Raw genomic sequence first — 17,282 nt, 5'->3', positions numbered from 1 at the left:
CAGGATGTCAAGAAGAAATAAAAAGCAAATCTTTACAAACATAGAAGTGATCGATGCAGGTGCTAAAGGAAAAACCATAGCCAAAGCACCTGATGGTAAAGTAATTTTCTTGCCCAATGCTGTTCCAGGCGACATTGTAGATATTCAGACCTTCAAAAAAAGAAAAGCATATTATGAAGGCAAAGCTATAGCATTTCATAGGCTTTCAGACAAACGTACACAACCAGTTTGTGAACATTTTGGAACTTGTGGTGGCTGTAAGTGGCAGGATATGGCCTATGAGCATCAATTATTTTATAAACAAAAAGAGGTTACTAATAATATAACAAGATTAGGTCATTTAGAATTACCTGAAGTTACTCCAATTCTGGGTTCTGAACAGCAATATTTTTATAGAAATAAAATGGAATTCTCTTTTAGCGATAGTCGTTGGTTGACACAAGAAGAAATCCAATCGGATGAAGATTTAGGAGATAAAAATGCATTAGGTTTTCATATTCCAGGTATGTGGAACAAAATTTTAGATGTCAATAAATGTCATTTACAAGCTAATCCTTCAAACGCTATTCGAAATGCTGTAAAACAGTTTGCGGTTGATAATGGTTTAGAATTCTTCAACACAAGAAACCAAACTGGGTTTTTAAGAACCTTAATGATTAGAACATCTTCAATTGGAGAAATCATGGTTCTAATTCAATTTTTTAAAGAGAATAAGATAAAACGTGAACTGCTCCTGAATTTTCTTTCAGATACATTCCCAGAAATTACTTCATTACAATATGTTATTAACGAAAAAGCCAACGATACTATTTACGATCAGGATGTGATTTGCTACAAAGGGCAGGATCATATATTTGAAGAAATGGAAGGTTTAAAATTCAAAATTAATGCAAAATCTTTTTACCAAACAAATTCTGAACAGGCTTATCAATTGTATAAAATAGCACGTGAATTTGCAGACTTAAATGGCAAAGAACTGGTTTATGACCTATATACAGGAACTGGTACTATAGCACAGTTTATAGCAAAAAAGGCCAAGCGTGTAGTTGGTGTAGAATCTGTTCCAGACGCTATAGAAGCTGCAAAGGAAAATGCACAATTAAATGGTATAAAAAACGTTGAGTTTGTGGTTGGAGATATGAAGAAGGTATTTAATGATTCATTCATTAAAGCCTATGGAGAACCAGATGTGATTATTACAGATCCACCTCGAGATGGCATGCATAAAGATGTTGTGCAGCAACTATTAAATATAGCACCTTCAAAAATCGTATATGTGAGTTGCAATAGCGCCACTCAAGCAAGAGATTTGGCATTAATGGACGATTTTTATAAAGTAACTAAAGTTCAACCAGTAGATATGTTTCCGCAAACTCATCATGTAGAAAATGTTGTACTTTTGGAACGAAGATAATTTAACTATGAAGAAAACATTAAGTTTGTTTCTGCTGTTTATAGCTTTATTAAATTGCGAACGTGACGACATTTGTCCAGAAGCTACACCTACAACTCCACATTTAATTATTAGGTTATACGATATCTCTAACCAAGAAAGCAATAAGAATGCCTTTAAAATAAGGATTCAAGGTATTGGTAATTCTGAAGTTTTAGAAAATTATAATGTTGTAACTACAGATTCTATTGTCTTGCCTTTAAAAACTGATGCTTCCGTTACTGAATTTAGTCTTCATAAAGATTATGAATATGATGATAATGGCACGCCTGGAGATACAAGTGATGACATAATTTCTGGGAATGAAGATATTATCACCATTACTTATGCTACCAAAAAGGAATATGTTTCTAGAGCCTGCGGTTATAAGACCATTTTTGAAAATGTTATAGTCACACAAGAGGATGATGGCGATAATTGGATACAACTCATACAATCTGTAAATGATAATTTAACAGTAGAAAACGAAAATGCTGCACATTATAAAATATTTCATTAAGAATTTTGCTTTCATAATTCTGTTTTGTGCTTCAATGAATGCACAGAATGATAGCATTGTTAGTTCAATTACTGATTCCGTAAAAGCTGAAACCGATTCCATTAAAATTCAAAATAAATATGGATTAAGAATTGGAGCCGACGTAAGCAAGCTAGTGCGTTCATTTATAGATGATGACTACAAAGGCTTTGAAGTTAATGGAGATTTCAGATTGACCAGAAAGCTTTATCTAGCTGCAGAAATAGGCACAGAAGAAAAGATCACAGATACAGATTATTTGAAAGTTACAACAACTGGAAGCTATTTAAAAGCTGGTGTAGATTATAATTTATATAAGAACTGGTTAGACATGGAAAACATGATTTATAGTGGATTTCGCGTTGGCGCTAGTACATTTAGCCATACATTAAACGAATACTTAATATATTCTCAAGACCAATATTGGACACCACAATTGTCATCAGATACATCTGAAGATTTTGATGGTCTAACAGCTATATGGGCTGAAATTGTTTTCGGTATCAAAGCAGAGGTTTTTAATAATCTATACGTTGGATTAAATGTGCAGTTTAAAGGTTTGATTACTGAAACTGAACCATCAAATTTCGAGAACCTTTATATTCCTGGATTCAACAAGACATATGATAGTGGTGGCTTTGGTTTTGGTTTTGGATATAACATTTCTTATTTGATTCCTATATATAAAAAAGATAAAACTTTCGCTGTAGAAGAGTAACAAAAAATTCTGTATCTTTTCCATGAAAATTACAACTTCAATGGATAAAGAGGCTATTTCTGAATTGCTTGAAACAAAAAGGCTAGATTTATATAATTGGATAGCAAAGCAAGACGATAATAAATGGGAAAGTGGTCCTGAAAATAAGTGGACCACCGGACAACAAATTCTTCACCTGCTTCAAAGTATAAAACCACTTAACAACGCTTTAAGTATGCCTAAATTTATATTGAGATATAAATTTGGAAAAGCAAACCGAGAAGTGAGAGATTACCAAATTGTTGTAAACAGATACCTTGAACGCTTAAATGATGTACCAAAAGGAGCTGTTTCTCCTTTCTCCAAAAATATGAAAGTTCCACCTTTAAAGGACAAGCAATATCTTCTGGATAGACTTCAGGTGGAAATAAAAAAACTAGAATATAAAACCACAAGAATTTCAGATAAGAATTTAGACTCCGTAATCCTTCCACATCCGTTAATGGGTAAAATGATAGTTCGTGAAATTATAATGTGGTCTGCTTATCATATAGAACACCACACGAAACAACTCATTGAAAATTACTAAACATGAAAAATATTACTCTTGCAATTTTTATTTTGTTCATTAGCTATGCTTTTGCCTTAAACTCCAAAAGTTCAAACCCAGCATTAGATTTTCTCAACTCTTTATCAATAGAACAAAAAGAAAAAGCACTACTTCCATTTGGGCATATCACTAGGCAAGAATGGCATTTTTTACCTGGAGCCATGTGGCCAAGAGCAGGAATACATTTGTTTGAATTAGACCAAAACCAAATAGCCTTATTATTTGATTTATTAAAAAATAACTTGAGCGAAACAGGTTATGATAAAACCATGAAGATTATTGATTTAGAAAATGTTCTTGCAGAGATGAGTGGTGATACAGACTTTAGGGATCCTGAAAAATATAGTATTGCCTTCTACGGAAACCCAGAAAAAGATAATGCATGGGCATGGTCTTTTGAAGGTCATCATGTGTCTTTAAACTTTACGATTGTTAATGGAAAAGTTACTATTGCTCCAAGATTTATGGGTGCAAGTCCAGCAATCATTCAGGAAGGTCATAGAAAAGGGGAAAAAACATTAGGGCAAGAAGAAGGACTTGGACTGATACTGATCAATAGTCTTTCTGATGAGCAAGTTCAAAAAGCTATTTTTCAAAAAGAATCATTTTTTGATATCGTTACCTCTAATGCAACCGAAGTCGGACCTCTAAGCAAAGTTGGAATTAAGATATCAGATTTAAATGACAAACAGCAAAACATTCTATGGGATTTGCTTGACGAATATCTTTCTACAATGCCAACGGAACTTGCTGAACAAAGAATGGAAAATCTCAAAACCGAAGAGCTCAATGACATAAGGTTTGGTTGGGCAGGCTCTACGCAACTTGGTAAGCCACATTATTACAGAATACAAGGCAAAACATTTTTGGTTGAATTTGACAATACACAAAGTAATGCTAACCACATTCACTTGGTTTGGCGAGATTTTGATGGTGATTTTGGTCGTGATTTAATAGCAGAACATTATAAGAATTTGAAACATTAACGAATAATGGAGGTAATTAAAAAGTTTTTGGAGGTAGAATTATTTAGTATTAGCGAATATAAATTAAGGATTTATAATCTTGCTATTCTACTTATTATTTTTCTTGTAACAAGATTTGTACTATGGCTAATTAAAAAAGCTCTTTTTAGAAAAACCAAATTTAGAAGACTGGACAGTGCTAATACTTATGCTCTTTTTCAAATAATTAAATACGTGCTTTGGGTAATTGCCATTTCTTTAGCTCTTGAATCTATTGGAGTTAAAATTACCGTTTTAATTGCTGGTTCAGCTGCTTTGCTTGTTGGAGTTGGGCTTGGTTTACAACAAACATTTAATGATGTTATTTCAGGAATTATCTTACTGTCTGAAAAGTCAATAAAAATTGATGATATTCTCGAAATTGACGGAGATATAGTGAAAATTCAATCCATTGGTTTACGTACATCTAAAGGCTTAAATCGAGATGATATTTCTATTATAATTCCCAATTCACTTATCACAACAAGTAAAGTAATTAATTGGAGCCATCAATCCAGAAAAACACGATTTAAAATTGATGTTGGTGTAGCCTATGGTAGTGATGTAGATTTGGTTATTAGAATTTTAGAGGAAAGTGCATTTGAACATCCTGACGTGTTTGATAGAGATCTTGTAGAAGGAAGATTATTAAATTTTGGAAATTCTTCTTTAGATTTTCAATTGTACTTTTTTAGTAAAAATATTTTTAGAATCGATAAAGCCAAAAGTGATATAAGAAGAACAATCAATAAAAAATTTAAAGAGAATAATATTACCATTCCATTCCCTCAAGTGGATGTGCACATGAAACCTGACGCAAAAAATAATTCTGATGAATAATATCTATAAAAGCAATTAGAAAATAATTTAATACTATTACACACATTTAATATTTAAGAATGAACGGTTATTTATTCGCAACATTACCTCTTTGGGCAATTTATTTAGGAATTGTTTTAATCATTATATTATCTGTTAGAGGTGGAATAGCATTTGCCAGATGGCGAAAAAAACATATTGAAAAAGAAGATGATTCTTCAATCAATACTATAGTAGGTGCAACTTTAGGTTTGCTAGCTTTCATGTTGGCATTTACCTTTAATTTGAGTTCTAATAGGTTTGATGCGAGAAAACAATTCTTGCTTGAGGAGGTAAATTCAATCGAAACCAGTTGGTTAAGAGCAGGCTTGATTGAACAACCCTTTAGTGACCAATTACAAAAAATGTTAGTAGAATATACTGAAGTCAGAATTTGGTTATTAGATAATCCAAGCAATGTACAAGAAGCAATAAGAAAATCTGAAGACCTACAAAATACCATTTGGTTATTGCTAACTACCATGACAAAAAACAATATTGGTGATTCAAGGATTAATGCATTATTGATTGATTCGGTAAATAATATGTTCGATTATCAATCAAGGCGTATTGCAAAAGCATTTATTGATCGTATTCCAAACCTGATTTGGATTGCCCTTTTCGCGCTCATTATCATCGCCATGTTTGAAGTTGGTTATTTACTTGGGAAATCTGAAAAATCCAACTGGGTTATGGTGTTAGCCTTGTCTATGGCTTTTTCGGCCATTATTATCATTATAGTAGATCTAGATAGCTCAAAAGGAAATATTACGGTAAACAATCAGGCATTGTTTGATATGTATGATCGGATAAAATAAAATGACAGACCACAAAAGTCTTTACAGAATAGCACTCTTACTTGCTATCATTACCATTATTTACAATGTGGTAGAAGGTTTCATCTCTACCTATTTTGGATATGAAGATGAGAGCCTTGCATTGTTTGGTTTTGGTATAGACAGTTTTATAGAAGTCATCTCTGGTTTAGGCATTGCACACATGGTGTTAAGAATACAAAACAATCCAAACAGTAATAGAGACAACTTTGAAAGAACAGCATTAAGAATTACCGGTGTTGCCTTTTATATATTGGTTTTTGGACTTGTTATTACAAGCGTGTATAATATCTGGACTGGTCATAAACCAATCACTACATTTTGGGGTGTTGTTATTTCTGTAATTTCTATTTTGGTGATGTGGATTTTGGTTTTCTCTAAAAGAAAGGTTGGCAAACAACTTAACTCCGAACCTATTCTGGCAGATGCCAACTGCACTTTGGTTTGCATCTATATGTCTATCATTCTACTGGTAAGTAGTGGTATTTATGAGCTGTTTCACATTGGGTATATTGATAGTATTGGTACTTTGGGCTTGGCGTATTTTGCATTTAACGAAGGCAAAGAATGTTTTGAAAAAGCCAATTGCGATAAATATTGCTCTTGTGATGATTAGTTTTAATTTTGGTATTTCGCCTTTTTACTGCCTTCGTACATTTCGTACTTTACCAAACGTGCTTCCAGCTTGGCATTAAAGAGTTTTATCTTTCGGGAAGGTCTTAAGCCAACATGTTTTAAAGCTTCCAGATTAGACGTGATAAACCAGGCATTAGTATTTGGGTAGCCTTGTTTCAAAGTATCACCAATATCTTTATAAAAGGCTTCCATATCTAAATCCAATCGCTCTCCATAAGGCGGATTGAAAACCATGTGCAGCTTCTCCTCGCCTGCTTTTTGGGTTTTAAAGAAATCTTCATGTTTTATGGTTATAAACTCATCTAGATGAGCGTTTTTTATATTGGCTTTAGCTTTACTCACAGCACTTGGCGATTTATCATAACCAATGATCTTATGATGAAAATCTCTGGTTTTTTTTAATAAAGATTCCTCAATGGTTTCAAACAGATCGACATCCCAATCCTGCCAACGTTCAAAGGCAAATTCTTTGCGCATCAAATTTGGCGGAATGTTACAGGCTATCATAGCAGCTTCAGCCAGAATGGTTCCACTACCGCACATGGGATCCATAAAATCAGATTGTCCATCCCAACCAGACAACATCACCAAACCAGCGGCAAGCACTTCGTTAATTGGTGCAATATTGGTTGCTGTTTTGTAACCACGTCTATGCAAGGATTCGCCAGAAGTGTCCAAAGAAATCGTACAAACCTGCCTGTCTATATGCACATTGATCTTTAAATCTGGAAAACGCAAATCTACATTTGGTCTTTCTTTGGTGGTATCACGAAACTTATCTACAATGGCGTCTTTGGTTTTTAGTGCAATATATTTGGAATGTGTAAAAACATTAGAATGTACAGTGGAGTCTATAGCCAATGAGCCTGTTGGTTTCATATATTTGTCCCAAGACATTTTGTAAACCTGATCATACAAATCTTGCTCACTTAAAACACGGAAAGTTTTAATGGGTTTTAAAATTTTAATGGCAGTTCTTAAGGCTAGATTGGCTTTGTACATAAAGCCTTTGTCGCCAACAAAACTAACATTACGAACTCCAATTTTTAAATCTTGAGCGCCTAACTGTTTGAGTTCGTTTGCCAGTAATTCTTCAAAGCCAAATAATGTTTTGGCAACCATGTTAAAATTATTCTCCATTGCAATCACAAAATAGATTGCAAAAATACAGTATTTTTGTAGTGTTACACGCGCATATATGATAAAAGAGAAAACATCGTGGTACGCTTCATGGTTTGATACACCTTACTACCATATGCTCTACAAAGAGAGAAACCAATATGAAGCACGAATGTTTATGGATAATCTGACCAGCTATTTAAATATTCCTGTTGGCTCCAAAATATTAGATCTTGCCTGTGGAAGAGGACGACATTCCAGATATTTAAACTCTATTGGATACGATGTTACAGGCGTTGACCTATCTATAAACAGTATTGCCTTTGCCAAACAATTTGAAAATGACACACTTCATTTTGAAGTTCACAATATGTGTAAATCTTATAGTGAACAGTTTGATGCGGTTTTTAATCTGTTTACCAGTTTTGGGTATTTTGATAAAGAGGAAAACAACTTAAAAACCATTCAGGCCATAAAAGCCGATTTGAACGAGTCTGGTTTTGGTGTTATTGATTTTATGAATTCTAAACATGTAATTGATACGTTGGTTCCTGAAGACACAAAAACAGTTGAAGGTATTACGTTTCATCAAAAGAGATATTTGCAGGATGGTTATATTTTTAAAGACATCCGTTTTAATGCAGATGGCAAAGATTATAGTTTTCAAGAACGTGTAAGAGCCTTTACTTTAGAAGATTTTGAAACACTTTTTGAGCAAGCTGAAGTACATTTACTGGATGTGTTTGGCGATTATAAATTAAACCGCTATGACGAAAAAACGTCTGAACGACTAATCATGATTTTTAAATAAATGACAGCGATTATACTTCCAATTATTTCAGTTCTTCTTGGGTTTTTATTAGTCCTGATTTTTAAGCCATCACAGCAAAGTAATTTAAAACTACTATTGGCTTTTAGCGGTGCTTTTTTATTATCAATAACTGTTTTTGATTTTTTACCAGAAGTATATCAGCACCAAGGTAAACACGTTGGTTTGTTTATCATGATTGGTATTTTGTTGCAAATCATTTTGGAATTTTTATCTAAAGGTGCCGAACATGGTCATTTGCATTTAGATAAGAACTCGCAGGTTTTTCCTTGGTTATTGTTTATCAGTTTAAGTATTCATTCACTCTTGGAAGGTATGCCAATAGAAGCACATCATAACCTGATTTATGGTGTTGTGATACATAAGTTACCAATTGCCATTATTTTATCAATCTTCTTTTTGGCATCACAATTAAGCAAAGTTAAGATTGCATTCTTTTTAATTCTGTTTGCTTTGATGACACCGCTCGGTGTAATTTTGTCAAATCAATTGGAATTCGTTCAAACTTATTACACACAAATTTCTGGATTGGTAATTGGTATTTTTCTTCACATTTCAACTATTATTTTGTTTGAAAGTAACGCAGGACATAAATTCAATCTTACAAAATTACTTACCATTGTTATGGCTGTGATTATTGCCTACATTATATAATGTTCAGTAAAGAAGAATCTAAACACATACGAGAAGAATTTTGGACGAGCTTTGGGAAATCGTTTCCCAGAAAATGGATTTTGTATAATACCAAAATAAAGGGTTTGTCTTTTAAATTTCATTTTGATGTAAAATCTGCTTTAGTGGCTATAGATTTGGAAGACGACCTAGAAAACCGAATCAATTATTGGGAAAAACTGTTGAACTTAAAATCGATCTTAACCGAAGAATATTTACCAGATGCCATATTTGAAGAGGTTTATTTTTTAGAAAATAGTAAAGAAATCTCTCGTGTATATGTTCCTTTAAATAAAAAAGTCTCTATTCATAATAAAAATACTTGGCAAGATGTAATGGTGTTTTTCAATGAAAAAATGACCTTGTTTGAAGCTTTTTTGGAAGAGTATAAAGATATTATTAAAGGGTAATTTTTTTCTCCATTACATAGTCATCCATAACAAAACCACCACCTATGTCCATTACTATTGGACCTTTATTTATAAACCCAATCCTTTCATAGAACTTTCCAGCACTGTTATGTTTGTTTACCGTAAGTCTAATGGTATTTAGCCCTTCAGCTTTTGCTTTACTTTCAATAAAAGTAATTGCACCTTTACCTATATTATTACCTCTATAATCAAATGAAACATAAATTTTACTTAAAAACAATACGCTGCCTTCTTTAAGTATTGAAAGATACCCAACTGGTGCTTCCTCAAAGTAAATAATATAATATTGATATCCTTCTTTAATTTGAGATGTTATAGCTTCAACAGATTGAAACTTGTTAAGCATATAATCAACTTGATCTAGCCCAATTATAGGTATATAATGTTGGCGCCAAATACTATCTGCCAGTTGCTCTATTAACAAATACTCGTTGGTGTTTGATGCAATTCTAAAATCTATCATATTTAGATTATATATTTAAATATCATAAAAAAATGACAAATCGCACCACCAAGTACAAAGAAATGCCAGACAACATGATTGTACGGAATTCTTTCTATTACATAAAATACAATGCCTAATGTGTAGAACAGACCTCCTGCGAAAAGGAATAATATGGCATTGTATTCTACATTATCTGATAAGGCTGAAAAATCAAAAACAATCAACCAACCCATAACCAGATATAGAAGCGTTGAAAATATTTCGAACCTACCTGTAAAGAACAATTTGAGAATAATGCCAAATATAGCAATTCCCCAAACGGTCCAAAACAAAGGCCAACCTCTACTCTGCTCTAACGTAATTAATAGAACTGGTGTATAGGTACCTGCTATGAGAAAGTAAATACTAATATGGTCAACTATTCTAAAATAGTGTTTATGAAAATCTGGTCTTACAGAATGGTATAATGCAGAAGCTGAAAATAAAGTAATAATAGAAATGCCATAAACAATAACACTAAACAAACTCCAATCTGTTTTTTGAGTATTGTGTCGAATAAGTAGTATAAGCCCAACTATTCCTAATAAGGCACCAAAACCATGAGTTAAAGCATTTAATTGTTCTTCTCGCTTACTTTGATGTCTCATTTAAAGCAGTTTTTTCATTAGGCTTCAACCATTTTTCGGTAAGTTCAAAAAAATCAAATTCAATAGCAGGTTCCTGTCTTTCTAAAACACCACTTTGGAAATTACGCTGTAAAATATCCTCAATTAAGTAGTGTTCCTTTAAATTTTCAGGATCAAATTCTGTTTTCAGAGAAATATCAAACAGTTTTGCTGTATTGTTATACCAAAAAGCTCTCCATCCTGTTCGGAGTTCTTTAACAAGATCGAATGTTGTCTTACCTGTTTGTCTTTGAATCAATACAACTAATATCTGGCCTTCAGTTCTTGTTAATTTTTTAAGCTCGTCTGAAAACTCTCCTTCAATATATTTTTGAATTCTTTTAGTATATACTTTTTTATCACTTTTTTTTTCTAGAAGTTCAAGTCTTTCGTTGAGTGTCTGTAAACGTTCAGCAGCCAATTTGGCATAAGGATAAACCTTAATTGTTTTTCGTCTTAAGATGAGATAACGCTTTCGGTCTTCTTTACTATTAAACTGAAGTTTATGTAACAACATAACCTCATCTAGGTTGATAGTATTTGTAGCAATAGAATCTCCTTCTACCAAAATATAATCATACTCCAAAGAGTCTTGTTCGACTTCATTGACTTGAGCAAAACAAAGCATTGGAAAAATTATAAAAATATAGATAAAGTACTTCATATTTATACTTACAAAAAATCGATTCAAATTTAGTAATTTACATACTGTAAAACCTTAATTTCTTATTAATATTGCTATTTTAGTACAAATTTTTTACAGATGGCAAAGAAGAAAATATTGAATAAAAAATCACTTGACTTTTTAGAGAAATATCTAAATAATGCTGCTCCAACCGGATATGAATGGGATGGGCAAAAACTATGGATGGATTATTTAAAACCTTATGTCGATGAATTTATTACAGATACTTATGGTACTGCAGTAGGAGTTATAAACCCTAAAGCCAAATATAAAGTGGTTATAGAAGGTCATGCCGATGAAATTTCTTGGTATGTCAATTATATTTCAGACAACGGACTTATATATGTCATCAGAAATGGAGGTAGCGATCATCAGATTGCACCGAGTAAAATTGTAAATATTCATACAAAAAATGGGATTATTAAAGGAGTTTTTGGCTGGCCTGCAATTCATACACGTAGCCGAACAAAAGAAGAACCACCAAAACCTGATAATATTACCATAGATATTGGAGCCAAAGATAAGGCAGAAGTGGAAAAACTTGGTGTTCATGTAGGCTGCGTGATTACTTATCCTGATGAATTCCATATCCTCAATGGCGATAAATTTGTTTGTCGTGCGCTGGACAATAGAATGGGTGGATTTATGATTGCTGAAGTTGCCAGATTGCTGCATGATAATAAGAAGAAACTTCCTTTTGGATTGTACATTACAAATTCTGTTCAAGAAGAAATTGGTCTTCGTGGTGCCGAAATGATTACGCAAACGATAAAACCTAACGTAGCTATCGTCACAGATGTAACACACGATACTACGACACCAATGATTGATAAGAAAAAGGAAGGGCATTTGGAGATTGGTTTAGGACCTGTTGTTGCTTACGCACCAGCAGTACAACAAAAATTACGTGATTTAATTATTGATACAGCCGAAGAAAAGAAAATACCTTTTCAGCGTTCAGCATTATCTCGAGCAACAGGAACAGATACAGATGCATTCGCTTATAGCAATGGTGGTGTTGCCAGCGCCTTAATCTCTTTGCCTTTAAGATATATGCATACCACCGTAGAAATGGTTCACAGAGATGATGTTGAAAATGTAATTAGAATAATTTATGAAAGTCTTCTTAAAATAAAAGAAGGAGATACTTTTAGCTATTTTGAATAGTTTGACATTGTGAGATTTTTGTAAAAAATCGTGACAGTCGTATGAATCGATTTATAATATATCAGATTACCAAGTCAAATTCGTTCCTTGTAATGACGCTTATTATTAATTATGGAAGAATATCTTGATATCGTTACTAAAGAAGGTAAACCAATAGGAAAATCTGCACCAAAATCAGAAATTCATCAAAAAGGATATTATCACCATACAGCTCATGTTTGGTTTTACACTAAAAATAGCGAAGTATTGCTATCACAACGTTCGGCCAAAAAAGAGATTTGCCCTTTAATGTGGGACGTTTCTGTGGCAGGACATATTGATGCTGGCGAAACAGCAAAACAAGCAGCTGTCCGTGAAACCAAAGAAGAAATTGATCTTAAAATTTCTGAAAAAGATTTGCTGCAAATTGGTGTTTTTGAGTGTTTCCAATCGTATAAAAACGGCATTAAAGACAACGAATTCCACAATACGTTTATAGCAGAATTAAAAATTCCAATTTCAAATTTGTCTCCTCAAGTTGAAGAAGTCGAAGCCTTAAAACTTGTGCCATTAGAAGATTTCGAATGGTTAATTGAACATATTGGAATTGATAACCATTTTGTACCAGCAAATAAGGCGTACTACCAATTTGTGTTGGAACAATTAAGAAAATCTGTTAAATGAAGTTATTATTATTAGCTATTGCGCCAGTTTTTATCATCATTTTATATATCTACTTAAAAGATAAATATGAAAAAGAACCTAAAAGATTACTCCTGTATACCTTTTTGTTAGGTGCAATTGTGAGTATTATTATTTCTACAATACTCTATGTTTTTTCTAGTTATATTTTACCATTACCAGATAATTACAGTGTTTGGCAACAATTTATAAAAGCATTCTTTGTTGTTGCTTTGATTGAAGAGTTTAGTAAATATGTTATTGTTAGGTATTTTGCACAAACAAGAGATGCATTTAATGAACCTTTTGATGGCATTGTTTATGCCGTCATGGTTTCCATGGGTTTTGCTGCTGTAGAAAATATTATGTATGTGACAACTGGAGGTGTAAATGTGGCACTTGTTAGAGCATTTACTGCCGTACCTGCTCATGCAACTTTTGCTATTTTAATGGGATACTTTATGGGAAAAGCCAAATTTTCAAACAACAGAATTAAATTAAATTTAATAGGGTTATCATTAGCCATTCTTTTTCATGGTGCTTATGATTTCTTTTTATTCATCAACTTTGTTCCAGGAATTTGGATCGGTGCTTTTGTATCTCTGATTATTGGTATAATTCTCTCTCATCGCGCTATAAAAAAGCACCAGGATAGGTCACATTTTAAAATATAATAAAATTAATTACTGAAGTGAAGTTTCATACCTTCATGAGAAGCTGTAAAGCCAAGTTTTTCATAGAATCTTAAGGCATCAGGTCTTTTCTTATCTGTTGTGAGTTGAAGTAAATGTGCACCACGATCTGATGCTCTATGTATGGCCCATTTAAACATATATTCGCCAACACCTTGCCCACGACTGTCTTCACGAATTCGAACTGCTTCTATTTGCGCCCTTACTCCACCTTGATAGGTTAAATAAGGTATAAAGCTCAATTGCATTGTTCCAATAATAGATTTATCAATATCTTCAACAACAATTAATTCCTGATTTCTATCAGCATCAATTTGACTAAAAGCATCAAAATAAGATTTAGGCAAAGGTTCTTTATAGTCTTCTCTTATTTTACCGAGTTTGTCTTCAGAAATCATTCTGACAATATATGGAAGATCGCTTTGAACCGCTTTTCTAATATTCATGTTAGTGTTTATTGAAATTATTGACTCGTTCTAACCATTAGGTGTATCATCAAATGTAACGTCAAATTATAAAATGAATGTTATTCTTAACAAATATTTATGTTTCGGATTTTTGATTATCTTGAACAAAAAATTACTTATTGTTAGTCTTTAAATAAGCCTTTATCCAATCCTGGTACAATACGCAATGCATTTTTAAAATACACTTTTTTCAAGACTTCGTCAGGAAGATCTAATCCATACATTGCCCAAAAGGCATGATATTTTTTATGGTATGGGAAATACTCGTCTGCACTTTCCAATACTCTAAAATAGGTCGGGAATTCTTCTGGTTTCCAGCTGTCCTTACCAAAAAGGATTCTATCCTGATATTTAATAAAGAACTCGCGCGCAAATCGTGGTTGCCTTCCCAATTCGGCTATAATGGCTCCAATACCTACATTCATATTTGGCAATTCGTCTAAAAGTTTTCCAAGTGTTCCAAGATCATTAGCGTACCAACCCATATGTGCATTAATGAATGTTGTTTTTGGATTGTTCTTAAACATGTTATGTTGTTCTTTGATGATTGTTTCCCACGGTGCAGGATTATCATCTCCTCGCTTTCTACGAGGATGTGTCTTCAATTCCAACCAACGCTCATTGTTCTTATCAAAGGGTTTCCAAAAAGATTTTGGGTCTGCGGAATGGATCAACACTGGTACTCCCAGTTCTGCACATTTTTCCCATATAGGATGTAATCTTGGGTCATCAATTTTTAAACGTTTGCCATCACTATCCTTATTGTACATACCAAGACTTTTATACACTTTTAAACCTTTAGCTCCGTTCTTGACATCGTGCTCAAATTGATTAACTGTCTTTTCTATCCAACCTTCTGCTCCTGCACCTTCAAAGTCTATATTGGCAAAAACAGCAAAACGATTTGGGTAGTTCTCATTGACATTCTTTAATGCGTTTTGTAACTGCTCACCGCTACGTCCACTTAAGTTCACCATAATGGCCTCGTTGAGTTGATCCATATCTGCAATAAGCTCTGACAAGTCTTGAGTTGCCATACGGAATTGATGCCCATGGACATCTATAAAAGGAAACTTGGCTTTGTAGATGCTGTCTCCAGGAACTACTAATGTTGATTTTGGATTGTATTCTTCGAAGGTTAGGTCTTGAGCTTGCGTTGTAGTAATTGATATAAAAAATAAAACTATGATTAAGTTTTGAACTGACATTTGAAAATAATTTATTACAAGATGCTAAAATTAACAATATCCTTTTTATAACCTAGTCTTTTAGGACCTGTTTAACAATAATTGCTTTTATATGTATTCCTATGTCGTAGAATGAATTAAATATCAAGATGATATAAAGTATAAGTATATTGGCATTAAAAATAAAAAAGGTGAACAGTTGTTCACCTTTTTTGCCCCAAATCTACCATAAACTTAACCTACTTATGTTACGGTGGTCTAAATATATATATCTTGACAAAAGCAGAACAAAATTATCTATAAAAAACTCAAATAATTGTTGAACGGTAGAAATAAGTAATTATTAAACAGAATATTTAAAAAAAAAGAGCCACAAATAAATGTGGCTCAAGCAACATAAAATAAGTATTTTGGGGTATTTAGTTCATGGCTAAACGTATATAGGTATTATTTATTATTTATATCTATAACAGTTGATAGATGCAAAACACTACCATAACTATGAACTATTAGACCTACTGTTACATTTTTCAGTTAACGTGTAGATAATTATATTAGATCAATGTTTTTTGCTCAATATTCAATTAAATAACTACTAAATTCTTTTATAATAAATCTTGTGCGTAGTTTGACAGCCTAACAGAATTACCTTTGTATAATCAAATCTCCAATTAAAACTATAATAATAACTAGTATAATTTAATACTAGTAACTACCAAAATAATTTGACTAATTCTAATATAATCAGTATATTAGAGGCTACTCTCACACCATGTTTTGCCGAAAGTGTTTATAATTTAAACTTTTGAATTATGAAAACTTCCACCAGAAAAGAGCTCTCAAATCGGATGGTACAGTATGGCGCATTATCATTAGCCATATCTGGATTAACAGACGGCAACAGTCAAACACTTAATTATTTTGATATTGATGATGTAGGTGGACAATATGTTGTACATGTTTTTGATCTCAATGGTGATGGACAAGGTGATTTTAATATTAGAAATGTTGAATACCTCTATAACTATGTATATTACCGCAGCTATTTAGGCATCTGGCCAGCTCCTGGAAATGCAGTGTTGGGCAGTTCTGCAAATAGTTTGATTTATCCATTTGCATTAGATGAAGGTGAAATAATTAGTGCTGGTAATTCTAACTGGAAATCTAATAACTTTTACCAAACTCTGATATGGAGTTACTGCTATTCTAATAGTAATTGGTGTGGAGTGACCGATAAATATTTGGGATTACGATTTAATGACCTTTCTGCTAATACCTACTATGCCTGGGCAAGATTGGATGTAACAGCTGCGGATGATTGGGTACTTAAAGATTACGCTTTTTATGGGACTCCAGATACGCCTATCATGGCTGGAGAAGGTAGACTTGATATTGATGAAAACATCTTGAGAAAGGTAAAAATTATAGCTTTAAATAAAAGCATTGCCATTTATAATTTAACAGATATTACAAATTATAGATTGTTCAATATTACAGGACAGTCGTTATTGGAAGGTGTAATTGAAAACGACACTTATGTTATAGAAGCCAATACCATGTCTTCTGGTGTATATATTATTGAATTGAAAGATTTAAACACTAATGCTATAAGTAGAAAGAAAATACGTTTATAAAATATTTAACTAATATAG

Annotated in this window: 21 protein-coding genes; 15 read left to right on the top strand and 6 right to left on the bottom strand. The window is 32.7% G+C overall.

The window, feature by feature from the left end:
- The first annotated feature begins 4 nt into the window (after positions 1-4).
- Genes rlmD through AAFP94_RS13640 form a run of 8 tightly spaced genes read left to right on the top strand, consistent with a single transcriptional unit; the run spans position 5 to position 6,591 of the window.
- Positions 5-1,414: a 23S rRNA (uracil(1939)-C(5))-methyltransferase RlmD gene (rlmD, locus tag AAFP94_RS13675; RefSeq protein ID WP_316663254.1), complete on the top strand. Its 1,410-nt coding sequence runs from the start codon at positions 5-7 to the stop codon at positions 1,412-1,414.
- A gap of 7 nt (positions 1,415-1,421) precedes the next feature.
- Positions 1,422-1,952 carry a DUF6452 family protein gene (locus AAFP94_RS13670; RefSeq protein ID WP_316663255.1) on the top strand — a complete coding sequence of 177 codons (531 nt, stop codon included), beginning with the start codon at positions 1,422-1,424 and terminating at the stop codon, positions 1,950-1,952.
- A 34-nt stretch (positions 1,953-1,986) separates the two neighbouring features.
- Complete coding sequence (locus tag AAFP94_RS13665; protein WP_409628848.1) at positions 1,987-2,688, top strand: DUF6048 family protein; 702 nt, start codon at positions 1,987-1,989, stop codon at positions 2,686-2,688.
- A 22-nt stretch (positions 2,689-2,710) separates the two neighbouring features.
- Entirely contained in the window at positions 2,711-3,256 is a 546-nt protein-coding gene (locus tag AAFP94_RS13660; RefSeq protein ID WP_316663257.1) for a DinB family protein, read from the top strand.
- 2 nt (positions 3,257-3,258) lie between these two features.
- A complete protein-coding gene (locus AAFP94_RS13655) occupies positions 3,259-4,263 on the top strand; it encodes a DUF3500 domain-containing protein (RefSeq protein WP_316663258.1) in 1,005 nt (334 codons plus the stop codon).
- 6 nt (positions 4,264-4,269) lie between these two features.
- Positions 4,270-5,121 (top strand): mechanosensitive ion channel family protein, encoded by an 852-nt coding sequence (locus AAFP94_RS13650; protein WP_316663259.1) that lies wholly within the window; start codon positions 4,270-4,272, stop codon positions 5,119-5,121.
- Between the two features lie 59 nt (positions 5,122-5,180).
- The gene (locus AAFP94_RS13645) at positions 5,181-5,957 is read left to right on the top strand and encodes a bestrophin-like domain (RefSeq protein WP_316663260.1); all 777 of its coding nucleotides are present in this window, start codon (positions 5,181-5,183) and stop codon (positions 5,955-5,957) included.
- Between the two features lies 1 nt (position 5,958).
- Positions 5,959-6,591, top strand: a complete 633-nt coding sequence (locus tag AAFP94_RS13640) for a cation transporter (RefSeq protein ID WP_316663261.1) — start codon at positions 5,959-5,961, stop codon at positions 6,589-6,591.
- 2 nt (positions 6,592-6,593) lie between these two features.
- Here the strand turns inward: AAFP94_RS13640 and AAFP94_RS13635 are convergent, their stop codons facing one another.
- The gene (locus AAFP94_RS13635; RefSeq protein ID WP_316663262.1) at positions 6,594-7,751 is read right to left on the bottom strand and encodes a THUMP domain-containing class I SAM-dependent RNA methyltransferase; all 1,158 of its coding nucleotides are present in this window, start codon (positions 7,749-7,751) and stop codon (positions 6,594-6,596) included.
- A gap of 58 nt (positions 7,752-7,809) precedes the next feature.
- Between AAFP94_RS13635 and AAFP94_RS13630 the strand changes: the two genes are divergently transcribed.
- From AAFP94_RS13630 to AAFP94_RS13620, 3 genes are read left to right on the top strand one after another with little or no spacing between them, the layout of a single operon-like run.
- Positions 7,810-8,541, top strand: a complete 732-nt coding sequence (locus AAFP94_RS13630) for a class I SAM-dependent methyltransferase (RefSeq protein ID WP_316663263.1) — start codon at positions 7,810-7,812, stop codon at positions 8,539-8,541.
- Positions 8,542-9,213: a ZIP family metal transporter gene (locus tag AAFP94_RS13625; protein WP_316663264.1), complete on the top strand. Its 672-nt coding sequence runs from the start codon at positions 8,542-8,544 to the stop codon at positions 9,211-9,213.
- The gene (locus AAFP94_RS13620) at positions 9,213-9,641 is read left to right on the top strand and encodes a DUF4268 domain-containing protein (RefSeq protein WP_316663265.1); all 429 of its coding nucleotides are present in this window, start codon (positions 9,213-9,215) and stop codon (positions 9,639-9,641) included. Before AAFP94_RS13625 ends, AAFP94_RS13620 begins: the two co-directional genes overlap by 1 nt.
- Here the strand turns inward: AAFP94_RS13620 and AAFP94_RS13615 are convergent.
- The 3 genes from AAFP94_RS13615 to AAFP94_RS13605 are packed head-to-tail and all read right to left on the bottom strand — an operon-like array spanning position 9,631 to position 11,436.
- Positions 9,631-10,125, bottom strand: a complete 495-nt coding sequence (locus tag AAFP94_RS13615; RefSeq protein ID WP_316663266.1) for a GNAT family N-acetyltransferase — start codon at positions 10,123-10,125, stop codon at positions 9,631-9,633. The genes AAFP94_RS13620 and AAFP94_RS13615 overlap by 11 nt on opposite strands.
- Before the next feature lie 2 nt (positions 10,126-10,127).
- A complete protein-coding gene (gene trhA / locus AAFP94_RS13610) occupies positions 10,128-10,754 on the bottom strand; it encodes a PAQR family membrane homeostasis protein TrhA (RefSeq protein ID WP_316663267.1) in 627 nt (208 codons plus the stop codon).
- A complete protein-coding gene (locus AAFP94_RS13605) occupies positions 10,738-11,436 on the bottom strand; it encodes a DUF4294 domain-containing protein (RefSeq protein ID WP_316663268.1) in 699 nt (232 codons plus the stop codon). Before AAFP94_RS13605 ends, trhA begins: the two co-directional genes overlap by 17 nt.
- Positions 11,437-11,535: 99 nt before the next feature.
- Here AAFP94_RS13605 and AAFP94_RS13600 point away from each other — a divergent pair, with 99 nt between their 5' ends.
- From AAFP94_RS13600 to AAFP94_RS13590, 3 genes are all read left to right on the top strand, one after another.
- The gene (locus AAFP94_RS13600) at positions 11,536-12,624 is read left to right on the top strand and encodes a M42 family metallopeptidase (RefSeq protein ID WP_316663269.1); all 1,089 of its coding nucleotides are present in this window, start codon (positions 11,536-11,538) and stop codon (positions 12,622-12,624) included.
- A 111-nt stretch (positions 12,625-12,735) separates the two neighbouring features.
- A complete protein-coding gene (locus AAFP94_RS13595; RefSeq protein ID WP_316663270.1) occupies positions 12,736-13,287 on the top strand; it encodes an NUDIX hydrolase in 552 nt (183 codons plus the stop codon).
- Positions 13,284-13,958 (top strand): PrsW family intramembrane metalloprotease, encoded by a 675-nt coding sequence (locus AAFP94_RS13590; RefSeq protein WP_316663271.1) that lies wholly within the window; start codon positions 13,284-13,286, stop codon positions 13,956-13,958. The genes AAFP94_RS13595 and AAFP94_RS13590 overlap by 4 nt, the downstream gene beginning before the upstream one ends.
- A 5-nt stretch (positions 13,959-13,963) precedes the next feature.
- Here AAFP94_RS13590 and AAFP94_RS13585 read toward each other — a convergent pair whose 3' ends face one another.
- A complete protein-coding gene (locus AAFP94_RS13585) occupies positions 13,964-14,422 on the bottom strand; it encodes a GNAT family N-acetyltransferase (protein WP_316663272.1) in 459 nt (152 codons plus the stop codon).
- A 143-nt stretch (positions 14,423-14,565) separates the two neighbouring features.
- Positions 14,566-15,651 (bottom strand): amidohydrolase family protein, encoded by a 1,086-nt coding sequence (locus tag AAFP94_RS13580; RefSeq protein ID WP_316663273.1) that lies wholly within the window; start codon positions 15,649-15,651, stop codon positions 14,566-14,568.
- 791 nt (positions 15,652-16,442) lie between these two features.
- Here AAFP94_RS13580 and AAFP94_RS13575 point away from each other — a divergent pair.
- Positions 16,443-17,264 carry a T9SS type A sorting domain-containing protein gene (locus AAFP94_RS13575; RefSeq protein ID WP_316663274.1) on the top strand — a complete coding sequence of 274 codons (822 nt, stop codon included), beginning with the start codon at positions 16,443-16,445 and terminating at the stop codon, positions 17,262-17,264.
- Positions 17,265-17,282: the final 18 nt, after the last annotated feature.

This window comes from Gilvirhabdus luticola (assembly GCF_040117515.1).
In the GTDB taxonomy this organism is placed as follows: Bacteria; Bacteroidota; Bacteroidia; order Flavobacteriales; family Flavobacteriaceae; genus Gilvirhabdus; species Gilvirhabdus luticola.
The sequence above is the reverse complement of the archived record's forward strand: the minus strand, read 5'-3'. Positions and strand labels throughout refer to the sequence as shown.